18 protein-coding genes are annotated in these 18554 nt (G+C 38.8%); 8 read left to right on the top strand and 10 right to left on the bottom strand.

What is annotated here, in order from left to right; translation table 11 throughout:
• Nucleotides 1-60: 60 nt before the first annotated feature.
• The 7 genes from CORI_RS09050 to CORI_RS09020 all read left to right on the top strand — a co-directional run bounded on the left by CORI_RS09050 (nucleotide 61) and on the right by CORI_RS09020 (nucleotide 8118).
• Complete coding sequence (locus CORI_RS09050) at nucleotides 61-1908, top strand: aryl-sulfate sulfotransferase (protein ID WP_173031703.1); 1848 nt, start codon at nucleotides 61-63, stop codon at nucleotides 1906-1908.
• Nucleotides 1909-2177: 269 nt separating this feature from the next.
• Nucleotides 2178-3092 carry a branched-chain amino acid transaminase gene (locus CORI_RS09045; RefSeq protein WP_169943042.1) on the top strand — a complete coding sequence of 305 codons (915 nt, stop codon included), beginning with the start codon at nucleotides 2178-2180 and terminating at the stop codon, nucleotides 3090-3092.
• Between the two features lie 20 nt (nucleotides 3093-3112).
• Nucleotides 3113-4213, top strand: a complete 1101-nt coding sequence (locus CORI_RS09040) for a prohibitin family protein (protein ID WP_173031702.1) — start codon at nucleotides 3113-3115, stop codon at nucleotides 4211-4213.
• A 122-nt stretch (nucleotides 4214-4335) separates the two neighbouring features.
• Nucleotides 4336-5151, top strand: coding sequence for a bifunctional phosphoribosyl-AMP cyclohydrolase/phosphoribosyl-ATP diphosphatase HisIE (gene hisIE, locus CORI_RS09035; protein ID WP_173031701.1), 816 nt, complete (start codon nucleotides 4336-4338; stop codon nucleotides 5149-5151).
• Nucleotides 5141-5668 (top strand): DUF2393 family protein, encoded by a 528-nt coding sequence (locus tag CORI_RS09030; RefSeq protein WP_173031700.1) that lies wholly within the window; start codon nucleotides 5141-5143, stop codon nucleotides 5666-5668. Before hisIE ends, CORI_RS09030 begins: the two co-directional genes overlap by 11 nt.
• 65 nt (nucleotides 5669-5733) lie before the next feature.
• Nucleotides 5734-6222, top strand: coding sequence for a DUF2393 family protein (locus tag CORI_RS09025; RefSeq protein ID WP_254064917.1), 489 nt, complete (start codon nucleotides 5734-5736; stop codon nucleotides 6220-6222).
• A 729-nt stretch (nucleotides 6223-6951) separates the two neighbouring features.
• Nucleotides 6952-8118: a Fic family protein gene (locus CORI_RS09020; protein WP_173031698.1), complete on the top strand. Its 1167-nt coding sequence runs from the start codon at nucleotides 6952-6954 to the stop codon at nucleotides 8116-8118.
• Nucleotides 8119-8293: 175 nt separating this feature from the next.
• Here the strand turns inward: CORI_RS09020 and purF are convergent, their stop codons facing one another.
• Genes purF through dapB form a run of 4 tightly spaced genes read right to left on the bottom strand, consistent with a single transcriptional unit; the run spans nucleotide 8294 to nucleotide 10721 of the window.
• The gene (gene purF, locus CORI_RS09015; RefSeq protein WP_173031697.1) at nucleotides 8294-9631 is read right to left on the bottom strand and encodes an amidophosphoribosyltransferase; all 1338 of its coding nucleotides are present in this window, start codon (nucleotides 9629-9631) and stop codon (nucleotides 8294-8296) included.
• A gap of 20 nt (nucleotides 9632-9651) precedes the next feature.
• Entirely contained in the window at nucleotides 9652-9783 is a 132-nt protein-coding gene (locus tag CORI_RS10820; RefSeq protein WP_301952201.1) for a hypothetical protein, read from the bottom strand.
• Nucleotides 9784-9786: 3 nt separating this feature from the next.
• Nucleotides 9787-9951, bottom strand: coding sequence for a hypothetical protein (locus CORI_RS09010; RefSeq protein ID WP_173031696.1), 165 nt, complete (start codon nucleotides 9949-9951; stop codon nucleotides 9787-9789).
• A 2-nt stretch (nucleotides 9952-9953) separates the two neighbouring features.
• Nucleotides 9954-10721, bottom strand: a complete 768-nt coding sequence (dapB, locus tag CORI_RS09005) for a 4-hydroxy-tetrahydrodipicolinate reductase (RefSeq protein ID WP_173031695.1) — start codon at nucleotides 10719-10721, stop codon at nucleotides 9954-9956.
• 146 nt (nucleotides 10722-10867) lie between these two features.
• On the opposite strand from dapB, the gene CORI_RS09000 reads away from it, so the two are divergent.
• On the top strand, nucleotides 10868-13603 hold the full coding sequence (locus tag CORI_RS09000) for a pitrilysin family protein (RefSeq protein WP_173031694.1): 2736 nt from the start codon (nucleotides 10868-10870) through the stop codon (nucleotides 13601-13603).
• Nucleotides 13604-13962: 359 nt separating this feature from the next.
• Here CORI_RS09000 and CORI_RS08995 read toward each other — a convergent pair whose 3' ends face one another.
• From CORI_RS08995 to CORI_RS08970, 6 genes are all read right to left on the bottom strand, one after another.
• Nucleotides 13963-14901, bottom strand: coding sequence for an NAD(P)/FAD-dependent oxidoreductase (locus CORI_RS08995; protein ID WP_173031693.1), 939 nt, complete (start codon nucleotides 14899-14901; stop codon nucleotides 13963-13965).
• 9 nt (nucleotides 14902-14910) lie between these two features.
• Nucleotides 14911-15360 (bottom strand): hypothetical protein, encoded by a 450-nt coding sequence (locus tag CORI_RS08990; RefSeq protein WP_173031692.1) that lies wholly within the window; start codon nucleotides 15358-15360, stop codon nucleotides 14911-14913.
• Entirely contained in the window at nucleotides 15360-15674 is a 315-nt protein-coding gene (trxA, locus tag CORI_RS08985; RefSeq protein WP_169943053.1) for a thioredoxin, read from the bottom strand. Before trxA ends, CORI_RS08990 begins: the two co-directional genes overlap by 1 nt.
• 69 nt (nucleotides 15675-15743) lie before the next feature.
• Nucleotides 15744-16082, bottom strand: a complete 339-nt coding sequence (locus tag CORI_RS08980; protein ID WP_173031691.1) for a YraN family protein — start codon at nucleotides 16080-16082, stop codon at nucleotides 15744-15746.
• The gene (locus CORI_RS08975) at nucleotides 16083-17348 is read right to left on the bottom strand and encodes a homoserine dehydrogenase (RefSeq protein ID WP_173031690.1); all 1266 of its coding nucleotides are present in this window, start codon (nucleotides 17346-17348) and stop codon (nucleotides 16083-16085) included.
• Complete coding sequence (locus CORI_RS08970; RefSeq protein ID WP_173031689.1) at nucleotides 17348-18553, bottom strand: LL-diaminopimelate aminotransferase; 1206 nt, start codon at nucleotides 18551-18553, stop codon at nucleotides 17348-17350. The genes CORI_RS08975 and CORI_RS08970 overlap by 1 nt, the downstream gene beginning before the upstream one ends.
• Nucleotide 18554 lies beyond the last annotated feature (1 nt).

The raw sequence follows: 18554 nt of genomic DNA, 5'->3' as shown, positions 1-18554 counted from the left end.
TACTAAAATTTATAATTTAAAATATAAAGATAAAATTAAATTTCACCAAAGGAGTAATATATGAAAAGAACACTTTCATCGGTTTTTGTTGCCGGCATCATCGCTGCTACTACCGCTACTTCGGCATTTGCTATCGGAGGCGCAAGCGGTCCTAGTATAGACTACGCTATTACGGGAAAACTAGGAGAAGTTGTAGTAAATCCTTATGATAGCGCACCTTTAACGGCTGTTATTAAAAACGGCGGATACGACATAAAAGACGCCAAAGTAACTATCGTCCCAAAACCTGGCGGACAATTGATAAGCTATGACGTAGCTAACAAGCACCTTCGCACTCACGGTGGAATTCCCGTATTTGGTATGTATGCCGACTATCAAAATACGGTTGAAGTAGAATATACAAAAACTTATAAAGGCAAAGAAGAGAGGATAAAAGAGACGTATAAAATTTACGCTCCGGCTATCTATCTTGAGGCTACGGGACACCCAAGCCAAAAGGGAGCTTTATTTGATAAGATCGAAGTTATAAAAGCTCCAAGCAAGAAATTTGAAAATAGACTTTACTATGTAAATAACTTCTATAATAAAACGGGCAAAGGCACTAAGGTAGTTTGGAACAACCCTGCAGGCGGCGCTCTTGAGTGGAACTATACGCCTAGCAACTTTATCCTTGATACCAAAGGTGAAGTTAGATGGTATCTTGAGCCTAGCAAAATTTATGACCTTAAAAAGCCTTTTAACGCAGGCGTTATGATGGGCTTTAAACAAAATAAAGACGGAGCTATCACTTGGGGATATGGACAAAGATACGTTAAATACGATATCTTAGGACGCGAAATTTTTAACCGCGAACTTCCTGCAAGCTATAACGACTTCAGCCACTCTATGGATCCTATGGATAACGGCCACTACTTGCTTCGTGTTGCTAACGCAAACTACAAAAGGGCTGATGGCAAAAACGTTCGCACCGTTAGAGACGTGATAGTAGAGGTTGATAGAGACGGAAACGTGGTTGATGATTGGAGGCTTTATGATATCCTTGATCCTTACAGAGACGTCGTGCTAAAAGTGCTTGACCAAGGGGCCGTTTGCTTAAATATCGACGCTAGCAAAGCGGGGCATACCGCAACCTCCGATGAGCTGATGCAAATGGATCAAAACGACAAATGGGGCGATATCGTAGGAAGCGGACCGGGACGCAACTGGGCTCACGTAAATAGCGTGGATCACGACCCAAGCGACGATAGTATCATCATAAGCTCACGCCACCAAAATGCGGTTATCAAAATCGGACGCGACAAGAAAGTTAAGTGGATAATCGGCGGACATAAAGGCTGGAGCGAGAAATTTAAGCACGCTCTTTTACAGCCTGTAGATAAAAACGGCAAAAAGATCGTTTGTGAAGATGACTACACAAAATGCCCGGGATATGAAAGCGATACAGGCGGGTTTGACTGGCAATACACTCAGCACACTGCATTTAGAATCGATAGCAAATCCAAAAAAGGCTTAGTGTATCTAACCGTATTTGATAACGGCGACAGTAGAGGATTTGAGCAGCCTGCAATAGCGGGCATGAAATACTCTCGCGCGGTAGTTTATAAGGTGGATGAGAAGGCTAAAACCGTAGAGCAAGTTTGGGAATACGGCAAGCAAAGAGGAGCTGATTGGTATAGCTCGGTAACCAGCCTTGCGCAGTACCAAGATGACCTTGATAGCGTATTTGCTTATTCGGCAGTTGCAGGAATGCAGTTTGACATCGCAGCGGGCAAACCTGTAGGCGTACCAAGTCCGCATATTAACGAATTTGAATGGGGTGCAAAAGAGCCTTCAATCGAGATTAAAATGACAAACGCTATGGGCTATCAAGCGTTTCCGTTTAGCATAGAAAAGGCATTCTCTAAATAATACTCCCGATTTGAGCTAAGCGATACTGCTTAGCTCTTTAATTTTCTTTTAAATTTATCTTGAATTTAATGTCCTTATTTAGATTTTTATCTTTGGAATTATCTTTATTGTATTCTTAAATTTTTAAATTTTATTTGCTGACATCGTTATATGATTTTTTTGTATTTATAAGGTTTTAATGGCGCTTTTTCGTGTTTATTTACAAAACAATTAAATTTTAAAGATTATTTTGCTAAACTCCGTAAATTTTACAAGATGAAAGGCGCAAGATGAATGCTTCGGAATTTATCTGGATGGATGGAAAATTAATAAAATGGGACGAGGCTAAAGTTCATGTTTTAACTCACTCTCTTCACTATTCAAATGCCGTTTTTGAAGGCACAAGAGCCTATAAAACCGACAAAGGTTTGGCAATATTTAGATTGCAAGATCACACAAATAGGCTTTTAAAGTCTGCAAAAATGACAATTTTAAATTGCCCTTATACTCAAAAAGAGCTTGAAAACGCACAAATAGAGCTTTTAAGGGCTAATAAATTTAACGGCAATGTATATATTCGCCCGCTTATATTTTTAGGCTACGGCATAATGGGGCTAGCTCACACAAAAGCTCCCGTTCAAACTGCAATCGCAGCTTGGGAGTGGGGTGCTTATCTTGGCGATGAGGGACTTGAAAAGGGTATTAGAGTTAAAATTTCAAGCTTTGCTAAGCTAAATCCTTCAGGACAAATGAATAGAGCCAAGGCCAGTTCAAACTATCTAAGCTCGCAAATGGCAAATTACGAAGCAAAAGATGCCGGATACGATGAGGCGCTGCTTTTAGACGGTGAAGGCTTCGTAGCAGAAGGTCCGGGCGAGTGCTTTTTCATAGTGGAAAACGGAACCATCGTAACTCCTCCAAATGACAATAGCCTAGCAAGCATTACTCAAGATACCGTTATTAAAATCGCAAAAGATTTAGGCTATGAAGTTCGCCGCGAGCGTATCACGAGAGATCAGGCTTACGTGGCCGATGAGGCTTTCTTCACGGGAACGGCAGCTGAAGTAACTCCGATAAGTAGCATTGACGCTAGGGTTATCGGAAGCGGAAGACGAGGTGAAGTTACTAAAAAGCTGCAAGATGCTTATTTTGACGTAGTTTACGGACGAAATCCAAAATACGCTTCAATGCTAACTTATATTTAAAATTCTAAACAAGGATATAAATGCCAGCAGATTTAAATGATTATTTTAAAAAACGAAACTCAAATAGCGGCGGAGGCGGCGGCAATGATAATCAAGGGCCAAAGCTGAATTTTAAAACCCCGAATTTACCTAAAAATTTTGGCAAAATGTCAGGACTTGCTTACGTTATCATCGTGATTGTAGCGGTCTTAGCCATCACTCAGCCTTTTGTGGTGATAAACTCAGGCGAAGTCGGTATCAAAGCAACTGCAGGTAAATACGATGCGTCACCTATGCAGCCGGGCTTTCACTTCTTTATCCCGTTTATACAAAAGGTTATCATCGTAGATACGAGAGTGCGCCTTATAAACTATACTTCAGGCGAAGATATGGGCGAGGCACAAAAATTTTCGACCCAATCTCAAGCTGGAATTATTCGTAAAAACTCAATTTCAGTTTTGGACGCTAGAAACTTGCCTGTAAGTATCGATATAACCGTTCAATATCGCCTAAATCCTGAAAATGCACCTCAAACTATCGCATCTTGGGGCTTAAGCTGGGAAAACAAGATCGTAGATCCTGTCGTGCGTGATGTGGTGCGAAGTATAGCGGGCAAATACACCGCAGAAGAGCTTCCTACTAAGCGAAATGAGATAGCGGCCGCGATTGATGACGGAATTCGTAAAGATATCGATTCTCAGCCAAATAAGCCTGTGGAGCTTCTTACAGTCCAACTTCGCGAGATCATCCTTCCTGAAAAGGTAAAAGAGCAGATCGAGCGCGTTCAAATCGCAAAACAAGAGGCGGAAAGAACTAAATACGAAGTAGAAAGAGCAAATCAAGAGGCTCTTAAAAAAGCCGCTCTTGCTGAAGGTACGGCAAAAGCGGCTATCATCGAAGCAAAGGGTAAAGCTGATGCCGTTAAGATAGAAGCCGACGCTCAAGCTTACGCAAACAGAGAGGTCGCAAAGAGCTTGGATGGCAACTTGCTTGAGCTAAAACAGATTGAAACTCAAGGTAAATTTAACGAAGCGTTACGCGATAATAAAGATGCTAAAATTTTCCTAACTCCTGGCGGTGCGGTGCCAAATATCTGGGTTGATACCAAAGATAAAGCCAAACAGTCGGCTATGGACAGATAAAATAAATTTTGATTCACAGATCGCTAGTTTTTAGCGATCTGTATCAAATTTTATAGCAAGGCGACTCGCTTTGCGGATTTGATATCGCTAAATTTGCTGTAAGCATATATGAGGGGGATTAAATGAAAATCGATTGGGATAAGGTTGCGGGACTTTTGCCTGTAATCGTACAAGAAAGCGCAACGAACGGAGTTTTAATGCTTGCATATATGAACGAAGAGGCTTTAAATTTAAGCTTGCAAACCGGCTTTGCTCACTACTTTTCTCGCACTAAAAATAGAATTTGGAAAAAGGGCGAAGAGAGCGGCAATATCCAAAAGATTGAGTCTATGTATCTTGACTGCGATAACGACACGCTTTTAATGAAAGTTAAGCAATTTGGTGGAGTGGCTTGTCATACTGGTGCAAAGAGCTGCTTTTTTAAAGAATTTGAACTTAAAGACCAAGCGAATTTTGGCTTGCAGGGAGAATTTAAAGAGGCTAAAAATTTAAACTCCGATTCAAGCTTATCTACAAAGCCAAGTTACGGCGTAATCGATGAAATTTATCACACCATACTTGAGCGCAAACTAAATGCGGACGCTAAAAATTCATACGTTGCAAGTCTTTTTGCAAAGGGCGAAAATGCTATACTTAAAAAAGTCGGGGAAGAGGCAACCGAATTTGTGATGGCTTGTAAGGATGTCTCAAAATACAAGAACGAGAGTAAAATTTTATCCTCGCAACCTAAGGAAAATCAAAAAATAGAGCAAAATTTGCTTGAGGAAATGCTTGAAAAATCCAAAAACGATATGATTTACGAGGTGGCTGATCTGTGCTTTCATTCGCTTGTAGCGCTTGCACTGCACGGAATTCATCCAGAGCGCGTTAAAGCCGAACTTGCAAGACGTATGGGTCTAAGCGGGATAGAGGAGAAGAACTCAAGAGATGATAAATGAGCTCAAGCAGGGGATAAATTTTTATCTCACTCATCTTGGATGGATTGATTTCGCCTCTTATGTTTGGCTTGTTTTACTCTTTTTTACTATCGTTTTTGCTTGCTTTTATATCATGTCCAAGCATCCGGTAGCAGGCGTTTTGATGTTTATCTTAACTATCTTTGCTTTCTTATTCGGCGCGTTTTATCTACATAAATTTTTAGATGAAAATTTAAGGCAAAGAAGCGTGCTCATAACCGATACAAAGCAGCTTACATACTCAAATACTTTGATTGTGGATCTAAATCTTACAAATTTATCCGCAAATTCTTTTAAATATTGCAGTATAAAGCTTAAATTTTATACTCCATCATCAAATTTTATAAAAAATGAACTAAATAAACTAAAGCCTTTCTTAAAGTCAAATTTAGTGCTAAAAGAGAGCCTTGATGCAGGCGAAACAACGCAAGAGCAAAGCGTGATAGATGGATTTAGATTTGAAAATTACGATATAATAGCTACTTCGGAGTGTTATTAATGGCTGGTTATTTTAATATTTTTCATATTCTTATTATTATATCTTTATTGTTGCTTTCCGCACTTTTGATTTATCTTTCGCAACATGAACAAAATAGAAAAATTTTTATCTCTCTTGTTGTTATAAATTTCGTCGTAACTCTTTTAATAGGCGTATTTTTAATGTTTGTTGTTGATAAATACACCAAAAAAGCCGTTCTTGAGAAAGTTACCAATCAGCGCGTTTTGATAAACGAAACTATAGTTTTTAAAGGCGTCGTGCGAAATGTAGGATCATTTGATATAGCAAATTGCAAGATTATTATCAAGCTTATTAACGATCCGCTCAACCGAGAAAGTCTCAAGGGCGAATCTCTCTTTAAACCAAGCGGGCTTTCGCTATTTTCTTGGATGAAACTAGGCGATAGTAAAGACGAAAGACCAAATACCGTTGAGTATAAATTTAGCATCACCAAGAATTTAAAAGCCAAAGAATTTAGAAATTTTAGCGTCTCTATGCCTTATCCGCCTTATTTTAAGAAGCCTACTTTTGTTACTAAGCTAAGTTGTAGTTAGGTTTTAAATATGTGTGTTTTTTGGTTAAGGTAAACGCAAATTTTAGCAGTAGAACTAATAACTTTTTAATAGCCAAAGGGTTTATGCAAAACCTAAAATTACTATCTATTTAGGATCTAGACAACCTTTGGAAGCCTGAAAATTTACTATATCATAAATAGATTATAGCTTGTACTAAATTTAAATCGTAAACAAGGATTATTCAATATAGATAATAAATATCTTAATGCGATCTTTGGGTCTAATTTGTCTTAGGCGTAAAATTTGCTTATAAAAATTTAAAATATGTAAACACATAATGAACTCGGTATTACGGCTCAGTATTGTTGAATTGCTTATAGCTGGTTTAATAGTCAAATAATCTGATTTTAATTTATAATGATTTTATTGATCTTTGGAGCCTTCAAAAGCTATTGGCGACCTACTTTTGTTTTTGATTAAAAATACTATCAATTTTAGAATATATTAAAACTAATAGTAAAGCCACAAAGAGTTTGGGAATTAAAATTGTGTGTTATCTATAAACTTGTGAAAAAACTGCAGAATACAATATATAAATGCCTACAAAGAAAACTTTGGCAAAATGATACTTTTTAAAAGACTAAAACACAATTTTATATGTTTTTTGGAAGTAGCGTATAGGCACAAATGGAAGTAATGCGGTTTTATTTTTTAATAGACTATGCTATAATTGGGTCTTTTATCATATAAAAATGGAAGTAATAAAAAATGAAAGAAGAAGTAAGCAATCAATATATAGCAATACCGGAACCTTCTTTTGGGAGCGATTTAACTAATGTTATTTTAGATCTAGAAAAGCTAAGAACTAAAAGGCTTGGCGGCGATGTGCCGCCTTATATATTTTTTCAGCTCAAAAATATTTTTCAAATTTTAGAGACTTTAGGGTCGGCTAGAATTGAGGGCAACAACACAACATTATCTGAGTATGTTGAAAAACTTATATATAAAAATTTAGAAGATGAAGGCGACGATGAGATAAAAAACTTAGAAAATGCTATAGATTTCATAGAGGATAACACAAATGAAGAGACTAGATTTGACCGTGCATATATTTCAGCAATCCATAACATCATAACAAAAGGTTTAACCCAACCACCAAACGGCGAAGGCTCGAAATATCCAGGTGAATTAAGAAAGCATGATGTAAGTATAAAAAAATCAGGACATAAGCCACCACAACATTTTTTACTGCCTGATTATTTTAATAATTTTATAGATTTTATTAACAAAGGATACAAAGAACAGTATCAGCTTCTAATGGTTGCTATTGCACACCATAGGTTTGAGTTTATTCATCCATTCGATAATGGAAATGGTCGTATGGGAAGACTTTTGAATTATGCTTTTTTAATAAAACTTGGGTTTAAAGTAAAGGAAGGAGGGCTCATTAATCCGTCTTCGGTTTTTTATACAGATAGAGATCAATATTATAATATGCTTTCTCGCGCAGATAGTTTAAAAGCTGATGATTTGTTGGCTTGGTGTCAATATTTCTTGATAGGGTTAAAAAATGAGATTGAAAAAATAGATCATCTTTTAAAAAAAGAGTATGTGCAAACAAATATACTTTTACCTATGCTAAAAATAGCACTTGCAAGACAGCATATTACAAAGCAAGAGTTTGATATATTAACATATCTTGTAAAAAAAGATGATATGAGTATGAAAGCCGAAGAACTTTCTAAGTTTGGAATCAAGGGCTCAAAAGAAAAGTCATATATTATAACAAAGTTAAAGGATAAGCAGATGATAAAGTCAATAGTTGATGGAGGAAGGATTTATACAGTATATTTTGTCAATAGCTATCTTTTACGTGGAGTTATGCAAGTGCTAAAAGACAACGGATTTGTATCTGATTTTTTGAACAATAATTAAGATTGGTTAGATTCCAGAATTTTAAAAAAGCAATAATTGGACAATAGAATTAAAAGTAGAATTATACGGCATGTTGTTTTAAGTTTTTTGGCATCCATATTTTAAAATAAGCTATAAAAAATTGATAAAGGAAACTTAAAAAGCTTTTGAATAATAAAAGCTTTTTAATAAGAGTCTACTTTATAAAATAATCCCCGTCAAAGCTTACAAGCGAGTATCTGCGCTCGTCTCCAAGGCTAGTTACCAGCTCGTCAATGCCTAAAAACTCAAGGCTGTCCGCGCCTATAAATTTACGCACCTCTTCGACGTTTTTATTTGCGCTTATCAGCTCTTCAAAGCTTGGAGTGTCTATGCCGTATCTTTCAGGGTATTTTAGCTCAGGGCAAGCAGCTTTGAAATGCACCTCTTTAGCGCCCGCCGCACGCAACAGCTCTACAACTTTTTTGGAAGTGGTGCCTCGCACGATGCTATCATCTACGACGACTATGCTTTTGCCCTCAAGCACGCTTGACATAGGATTTAGCTTGAGCTTTACTTTAAGATCGCGTGTCTCTTGCGAAGGCTCTATGAATGTTCTGCCTACGTAGTGGTTGCGCACTATGGCAAGCTCAAAGGGAATTTTACTCTCATTTGCAAAGCCAAGCGCCGCAGGCACACCGCTATCAGGCACCGGCACTACGAAATCGGCTTTGATTTTGCTTTTTTTAGCAAGTGCTGCGCCCATTCTTTTGCGGGCTTCATAGACGCTTTTGCCTTCTATCACGCTATCAGGGCGCGCGAAATAGATGTATTCAAACGCACAAATTCTAGGCTCGGGCTCAAAAAGCTGAATGCTCTCAAATTCGTCTTTGCCGTTTTCAAAGATTATCATCTCGCCGGCTTTTACGTCTCTTATGAATTTCGCTCCCACTAGATCAAATGCGCAAGTTTCACTAGCTACGATATATCCGCCGTCTTTTAGCCTTCCAAGTGAGAGCGGACGCACGCCGTATCTATCTCGTATGGCAAAAATTTTATGTCGCGACTGGATTAGCAAGCAATAAGCGCCTACAATCTTTTTAACCGCCTCTATAATGCGCTCTTTTAGGCTTTGGCTGTTGCTTCTTGCGATTAGATGAAGGATGTTTTCGGTGTCCATATTTGATTGAAATATCGCTCCTTCATTGATAAGCGCTTCTCTTGTCTCATCTTTGTTTACTAAATTTCCGTTATGCACGAGTGAAATAGAGCCAAGACTATAGTTTGCGGCAATAGGTTGAGCATCGTCAAAAGATGCATTGCCGGCGGTTGAGTAGCGGTTGTGACCTATCGCCATATCGCCTTTTAGCAGCTTAAAACTCTCCTCGTCAAAGACTTCAGTTACCAGTCCTAGCTTTTTGAAAGTAGTGATTTGACCGTTGTCGCTTGCGCTTATACCGCTGGCCTCTTGCCCTCTATGTTGCATAGCAAATAGCGCGTAATACGCAGTTTTAGCCGCATTTTTAGAATTTATTATCCCGACGATCGCACACATTTTTATCCTTTTGTTTTAAATTAATCTTTATAAATTTCAAGCACGTTGGTATGATCAAATTTTATGAGATCTCCCGCTTCAATGCTACCTTTGATAAAAGGCTCATTATCCAGTATTCCGATAAAACAGCCGTCTTTTGCTTCATCAACCATAACTCACATTCGCTCAACTTGGGCAAAATCGCTATCCTCAAATCTAAAAATAAGCTTTACCAAATCGCCTTTTTTTAAAGCCGTTCGCTCATTTTTCGGCGGTATTTTAAATTCCTTGCCGAATTCTTTTTCGTATTCTTCGGTATTATCTAGGCTAAATTTTATCACTCTTAAAGCCCTAAGCAGTCATCAATGCCGTAAAGCCCGTTTTCTTGAGCGCTTATCCAGATGGCGGCTTTTATAGCGCCTTTTGCAAAGGTAGCGCGACTAGTTGCGGTGTGATTTAGCTCTATGAATTCTCCGTCGTTATAAAATCCCACCGTATGCCTTCCCACGACATCGCCTCCTCGCATGGCAAGCAAGGCTATCTCGTCTTTGCTTCTTGCTCCTACAAGCCCTTCTCTGCCGCTTATCATCACGTCTTTTAGCTTTAAATTTCTAGCCTCTGCCACGCGTTCGCCCAAAGTTATGGCAGTACCACTTGGAGCGTCTTTTTTGTGCCTATGGTGCTGCTCGACTATCTCGATATCAAATTCCCTAAGCGCTTTTGAAGCTATGCTTGCAAGGCGGTTTAACACCGCAACCCCAAGACTCATATTTGTAGCATATAGGATCGGCATGGCAAGGCTTGCGCTTTTGAGTAAATTTGCTCCCTCTTCGCCAAGTCCGGTTGTGCCTACTACCAGCGGTTTTGGGTTGGTTCTGGCATAATTTATCAAATTTATCGCACCCTCTTTGATGGTAAAATCAATCACTACATCGCAGTTATCAAACAGCTCTTTAAAATTTTCGGTTACTATGACATCTTGCGGTAAGCTAAAATTAATCGGTTCTATCGTATAAGCGGCGGTTAGTTTTGCATCTTTGTTTTCTTTCAAGCACTCTATGATCATTTTTCCCATTTTACCGCTTGCGCCGTGAATTCCAACTCTTACCATATCACTTCCTTTTTGAAAATTTGATTGTAAAATTTAGCATAAAATTTATAAAAAGCTCATTTAGCAACCACTCTTGCGTAATACTTTTTCCTATCTTTAAAAAAACTTCTTATATAATTTCGGTTTGTTTAAATCAAAGGAAAACAATGAGGAAACTTTTACTCTTTTTATTGACGGCGGTAGCGGCTTTTGCTATGTCGTGGGATGCAAATATAACCAAAGGCGAGCTTGAAAACGGGCTTAAGTACTACATTAAGCAAAATTCTCTTCCAAAAGATACGGCTTATTTTTATCTTACGATTAGAGTTGGCTCAATCGACGAAAGCGCAAGCGAAAGAGGCTTGGCGCACTTTGTGGAGCATATGGCGTTTAACGGAAGCAGGGATTTTAAGAAAAATGATCTGATTAGGAAGCTTGAAAGTCTTGGCGTGGTTTTTGGTGCCGATTTAAATGCCTATACTAGCTATGACGCTACGGGCTATAACCTAAAAATAAGCGTTAATGACGAGAATTTAAATGACGTTTTTAAAGTTTTTTCAAACTGGATGGACGGCATAAGCTTTGATGCTAACGAGCTTGAAAAGGAGCGGGGTATCATCATCGAAGAGGAGCGCTCAAGAAATACCCCTTCATACAGGCTTTATAAAGAGCAAGCAAAGCACTGGTACGCAAAAAGCGCTTATGACGGCAAAGAGCCAATCGGCGATATGGACGTGATAAGAAATGTAAGCGTAGACGAGATAAGAGCCTTTTACGAGAGACTTTATCAGCCTAGATTTATGGAATTTGTAGCTGTGGGAGATTTTGATAAAGGCAAGATAGAGCAGATGATCAAGTCGAATTTCTCAAGTGTTAAAAATACAAATTCCTATCTTCAGCCAAGCAGAAAAATCCCTGAAAAATCAGGATTTAACATCTATAACTATGATTCAAACGAAACCGGTTCGGATAGTATTAGTATAGCCTTTTTTGACGAGTATCTGCCAAGAGATAACGAGGTAAATGCACGCAAAATTTTAACTCGCATGCTTATCTCGCAACTTTTTTCAACGCTTTATGAAAAGAAGATGATAGATGAGGGCTCGTCTCTTCGTGCGGGATTTTTCTCCTCGCCGATTGAATTTAGCCAAAGCATGTTTAGCTTTAGCACAAATGTGATCAAAAACGACTATGAAGAAGCACTATCAGATATGCTTGGCGTGATCGAAGGAGTGAGGAAATTTGGCTTTAACGAGAGTGACTTTAACGATACGAAGATAAATTTAAAAACTTCCATAAACGCCAGATACGCTCAGTCAAAAACTAAAAAATCAGAAGATATGGCTAATGAAATTTTAAATTCCCTTGATGCGGGAAGCATCTTGCAAAGCGAAGCCGACTCAAGAAATTTAGCGCTTAAGCTTTTAGATGAGGTTACTCTTGATGAGGTAAATGCCGAATTTAGACGAATATTGGCTCTTAAAAATGAAACGGTAAGTGTTTTTAGCGTTAAAAATTTCAAGCTTGAAAAGACTAAATTTGATGAGATAAAATCTAACGCAAAGCCTTATGATACTCGAATTTCATCTTCAAATCTTCCTAAAAATTTGGTAGATGAAAATATAAAGCCAAAAAAGATAGTTTCAAAAAGTTTTGACGAAAAGAGCGGTATCTTTACTCTTGAGCTTGAAAACGGCGCTACGGCGATCTTAAAGCCTCTTAAAACCAAAAAGGATCACATCACTTTTGCGGCGGTTAGCAAAGGCGGAGTTTCAAATTTAAGCGATCCGAAGCTTGGCAGATTTGCCGTGCAGGTTTCAAACGAAAGCGGGGCAGGGGAGTTTAATAACTATCAGCTGGCTAAAATCCTAAACGGCAAATATGTAGGATATGATAAACGTATCGATCTGCTTTCGCAAGGCTTTTACGGACAGAGTAATCGTGCGGATATCAAGTGGCTTCTTGAGGCGATTCATCTTGAATTTAACTCACCGCGCCTTGATCAAAAGACGCTTGAGCAGGTTAAGACCGTCGCTGCAGAGAGGCTTACCAAACGAGAAAATTTACCAGAGCACAAATTTAGTAACGAATTTACGAAATTTTTATATGACAATAACGAGCGCATGAGACCGCTTGAAAAAAGCGATATAGCCGCACTTGAGCTTGAAAGCCTAAGGCAAATCGTAAATGACAAATTTACTAATGCTAGTTCGTTTGATTTTATTTTCGTAGGCGATTTTGAAGTGGAGACTTTAGAGCCTTTAATCGCAAAATATATAGCCACTATCCCGGGCAAAAACAGCAAAGAGAATTTCGTAGATGACGGTGTGCGAAGCATAAAAGGCGTGCATAAATTTGAGCGTGATTATCAGATTACTCCTAGATCTGACGTGGTTATCAATCTTAAAAACGAAAGCGTAAAATTTTCGCAACTAAACGCCATAAAAGCTCAAGCTCTAAGCGCAGTCTTTAAAATGGCTCTTTATGAAAACATAAGAGAAGATAAGGGCGAAACTTATGGATTTTCGGTCGCAGTTAAGCTTAGCAAGGAGCCTTATGATCGTTCAAGCGCAAATATATCTTTTACTTGCTCGCCAAAAAATACAAATGATGTGATAAGTGGCGTTAAAGCGATAATTAAGAAGCTAAAGAGCGAGGGCGCAACGAAAGAGCAGCTTGAAAACTATAAAAAATCAGCCGTTTTGCGCATTAAGCAAACTCACGATCAGCCTGAATTTTGGCTTAAAAATATCACGGCAAATAGGCTGTATGACAGCGAGCTTTTTGATCTTAAGTGGCAAGAAGATGCGATAAATTCGCTAAGCAATGACGATATAAAAGAGGCGGCTAGACTTTATCTTGATGAGAGTAACGAGGTAATTAGCGTTAATAATCCTAAATAACCAGCTTTTGAGTTCGGCGGATTGCTTTAGTAAATATTAAAGCTATCTTTCCGGACTTGATTTTGATTAAATTTAGCCTAAAACTTTTCGGAGTATATTTAAGTAAAATCGAGTAAAATTTGAGTTGCGCTTTTGCGCCTATCAAATAAGTTCTTATGGCAAATTTGAGCATCTAGTTGCAACTAAAATTATCAAATTTTTAATTGCAATAGAACAAATTTCGCTTTTAAATTTATAAAGAAATCTGCAAACTTTTTAAAAATATCTGAATTTGAGTCGTAAATAACAAACAACGACTTTTGATGAAGGTAGGTAAAATGGAGCGAATTTGACCGAACTCGCTCGGTCAAATTTCAATTTTAGTGTAAATTTTCTATGTAGCTTAGAGCTGAAAGAGCAGCCATTGCGCCATCTCCCGCAGCGCAAACTACTTGCTTAGGAGCGTCTATGCGGATATCACCTGCACCAAACAATCCAGGCACATTCGTTCTCATCTTAAGATCCACGATCATCTCGCCGTTTTCGCTCATCTCGCAAAGGAATTTGCCGTCATCTTGAAGCAAAATTTGATTATTTACGTTAAGTCCAACGAAAGTAAAAACTCCGGGTACCTTTAAGTCTCGCTCGCCTTCTTTAGTATTTAGAGCTAGTCCGCCAAGACCCATTTTATCGCCGTAAGCCTCTTTTATCGTGGCACTTGTGACAAATTCGATCTTTTCATTTTTTCTAGCCTTTTCTACGGTTGTAGGAGCTGCGCGAAATCCGTCTCGTCTGTGTACTAAATATACCTTTGAACAGATATTTGATAGATAAATCGCCTCTTCAAGAGCTGTATCGCCACCGCCTAGAACGGCAACTTCTTTGTTTTTATAAAAAAATCCGTCGCAAGTCGCGCACGTACTTACGCCTCTGCCGAAAAATTCGTCTTCGCCTTTAAACCCGGCTCTTTTAGGAGTTGAGCCAGTAGCTACGATAACGGCTTTTGCGTTCATCTCCTTGCCGTTTTCAAGAGAAATTTTAAAGCTTCCGTCTTCGTTTCTTGATACTTTAGAGACGTTTGCCGCTTCGTGTTTAAGTCCAAAGTGCATGCACTGCTTGCTCCAAGTACTCATGAAGTCAAGTCCGCTCTCTCCGGGATTTTTTTGACCAGGATAGTTTTCTATCTCAGAGCTTCCGGTTATTTGTCCTCCGATCATTCCTCGCTCAAACATTACGACGTTTCCAAGCCCGCCGCGAGTAGCGTAAAGCCCGGCACTTAGTCCGGCAGGACCGCCACCGATAATCGCTAAATCTAACATGATTTTTCCTTAAATTTTATTTATTTTTGAATCTTGTTTATAAATTTTATTATCCTGATGGATCACCTCAACACTACTTGGCAAAGTTGTAATGTTTAGGAGATTCATAAGCTTTAAAATAGTATTGATGTCTGATGTTATATAGCTTAAATTTCCTTCATTTGCGAGTCGTTTTTGAAATATGTCTATAGCGACTATAGGCAAATTTTTGTTTGAAATTTCTAAAATTTCATTTAAGTTAGACATATTTGAACTAAATACGACAAGCAGGAATTTTTTCTCTTTAGGAGAAAAAATTTCACTTTTTTCGTAAAAGATCAAAGAGCTAAAATCTATAAATTTATACTTTGAAAATCTGTAATTGTTAAAAGCAAAGACCGAAGCAACTAAAAATGCACCGAAAAACGATGCGAAAACAGATGTCAGGGGGAAAGACACCCCCCGTCTTTTTGCACTCATTAAAGAAGTGAGTTGATTTTATCCGCGATTGCCTGTTTTGATTGTGCTCCGACCATTTGCTCAACTACTTCGCCATTTTTGAAAAATAGTAGCGTAGGAATAGAGCGGATACCAAATTCTACCGCCAAATCTTGCACTTCGTCAGTATTTACTTTACAAATTTTAGCTTTGCCGTCAAATTCCTCGGCAAGCTCATCTATAACAGGTGCAAGCATTCTGCAAGGTCCGCACCAAGGCGCCCAAAAATCTACCAATGCAACACCTTCTTTAGCTATGTCGAAATTTTCCGATGTTAGTTCTATGTATTTTCCCATCTTTTTCTCCTTTTGAAATTTGGTTGCAATTATACATAAATAAGTTTAAATTTAAGATAATAAGAAAAATTATAAGCTGATATTTTTTATCCAGTTTATTTTATTACTTTCAATTGTTATCAGATCAACCTGAAAATCGCTGTTAAGACCATTTTTAAGTAGATAATAATCAACCGCTTTTAATATCTTTTGCATTTTAGAGCCGGTTAACCTGTATGACGCTTCATAATCGCCTTGTGTTGCTTTTACCTCTACAAAATGCAAAATTTCATCTTTTTTGGCTATGATGTCTATTTCTCCGAATTTACAGCTGAAATTTCGATCTAAAATTTGACATCCCTCTTTTTGTAAAAAATCGCAAGCATCGCTTTCTGCGCTTTTCCCAAAAAGATATCCGCTAAGCCCCACTTAAGACTCAATCCTCATCATAAATGGCTCTTCTTTTACGAATTCTTGCTCTTTTAGTATTTTTACCACTCGTTTAACATCTGCTTCAAGGCTCGTATGAGTGGTAAAAAACAGCGTTGCATCATCTTCTTTTTTTACGTGAGGCTTTTGCAAGAAGCTATCTATCGAGAGGTTATTTTCGCTCATCAAATTTGTGATTTTAGCAAGGACTCCGACCTTGTCTTCAACCTTTAATCTGAAATAATATTTCGTTCTTATCTCGTCTTGCTCAAGTAGCTCTGTTTGCATGATTTCAAGCGGAGCTTTGTATCCCAGCATCGGGAATTTGATCTCTCTTGCGATATCGATTAAATCGCTTATAACCGCACTTGCCGTTGCGCTTCCGCCTGCTCCTGGACCATAAAACATAGTTTCATTTACCGCATCGCCGATTACGCTAACGGCGTTCATCACACCATCAACCTTGGCTATCATCTTGTCTTTTGGCACAAGCGCAGGATGGACGCGAAGTTCTATCTTGTCGCCCACTCGTTTTGCTATGGCAAGCAGCTTGATGACATACTCAAAATCGTTGGCGAAAAATATATCCTCTTTTGTTATTTTCTCGATACCTTCAATGAGTATGTCTTCAGGATTTCCGTGCACGCCGTAAGCTATACTTGCAAGGATTAACAGCTTGTGCGCCGTATCAAATCCGCCTATGTCAAACGTAGGATCAGCCTCTGCATATCCAAGCTCTTGAGCTTTTTTAAGCGCATCTTCAAATTTAACTCCGCCGTTCATCATAGAGGTAAGGATATAGTTGCTTGTGCCGTTCATTATACCGTTTATTGATAGAATTTGATTAGCGCTCAGTCCTTCTCGTAGGACTTTTATGATAGGAATTCCGCCTGCAACGCTAGCTTCAAATCCAAAAGGAGTATCGCACGCTAAATTTTGCAATTTAAAGCGATGATACGCAAGGAGAGCTTTGTTTGCCGTTACGACGGCTTTGCCTCTCTTTAAAATTTCGCTCACCACGCGGTAAGGCTCGTTTACTCCACCCATAAGCTCTACATATACGTCGATATCATCGCGATTAATTACGCTTTGTATATCATCCGTTAGCGGGATAGTCGTGTTTCTTGGCTTGTCTAAATTTCTAACCACGCCGATAACCGGCTTTATCTCTTTGCCGCTTCTTGCAGTGATTAGTTTTTGATTTTTTATCAGTATGTTGGCAACTTCTGCGCCGACAGTTCCAACCCCCAGTATCGCTACGTTCATTAAAACTCTTTAAGATATTTTTTGATGTTTCTTGCCGCTTGTCTGATGCGATTTTCGTTTTCGATCATCGCAAGTCTTACATAGTCATTTCCCGCTTCGCCAAATCCGACACCCGGACTTACCGCGACGCAAGCTTTTGTAAGAAGCTGCTTAGAAAACTCAAGACTTCCTATGTTGCCGACTTGCGGAGGCAGTTTCGCCCAGATAAACATACTTGCGCTTGGTTTATGCATCTGCCAGCCTGCGTTTGCAAACGCATCAAGCATGATTTCGCGTCGCTTATCGTAAATTTGACGAATCTCTTCAACACAGCTTTGATCGCTCTCAAGCGCGTAAGTAGCGGCAACCTGAATAGGTGTAAACATGCCGTAGTCAAACCATGATTTAATCTTTTTAAGCGCGGCACAAAGGCGTTTGTTACCGCATACAAAGCCGACTCTCCAACCGGCCATGTTGTAGCTTTTTGATAAGGTATAGCACTCAACGGCGACGTCTTTTGCACCTTCTACCTCAAAAATACTCGGCGTTTTGTATCCGTCAAATGTAAGATCCGCATAAGCGATATCCGAGATGATATAAAATCTCTCTTTTTTAGAAAGCGCTACTAAGCGCTCGTAAAAGCTCTTTTCAACGGTTACGGTTGTAGGATTATGAGGGAAATTTACTACTACGTATTTTGGCTTCGGTGAGCTTGAGTTGATGGTGTGTTGTAAATTTTCAAAGAATTTATTCTCGTCAAGCTCAAATTTCTCATTATAAACCAATGGCATTTTAGCGACATTTCCGCCTGCGATGATGAAAGCTTGCGTGTGTATCGGATATGCAGGATCGGGCACTATGGCGACATCGCCGGGGTTTATGATGGCGTGAGCAAGATGCACAAAACCCTCTTTACTTCCCATTGTTGCCACGACTTCTGTGTCGGGATCTAAATTTACGTCGTATTTTTTCTTATACCAGTTGCAAATTCCAAGTCTAAGCTTATAAATTCCTTGAGATACGGAGTATCCGTGAGTTTTATCCTTTTGCGCGCTTTCGCAAAGCTTATCGACTATATGCTGAGGGGTTCTGCCTTCGGGATTTCCCATAGAAAAGTCGATAATATCATCTCCGTTTCTTCTGGCTGCCATTTTTATAGCATTAACTTCGGCAAAAACATAGTTTGGCAAGCGCTCGATTGTATTGAAACGAATTTCGCTGAACATA

This window comes from Campylobacter sp. CCUG 57310 (assembly GCF_013201975.1).
Taxonomy (GTDB): domain Bacteria; phylum Campylobacterota; class Campylobacteria; order Campylobacterales; family Campylobacteraceae; genus Campylobacter_A; species Campylobacter_A canis.
Note: the sequence above shows the minus strand (reverse complement) of the source record. Positions and strands in the feature narration are given on the sequence as shown.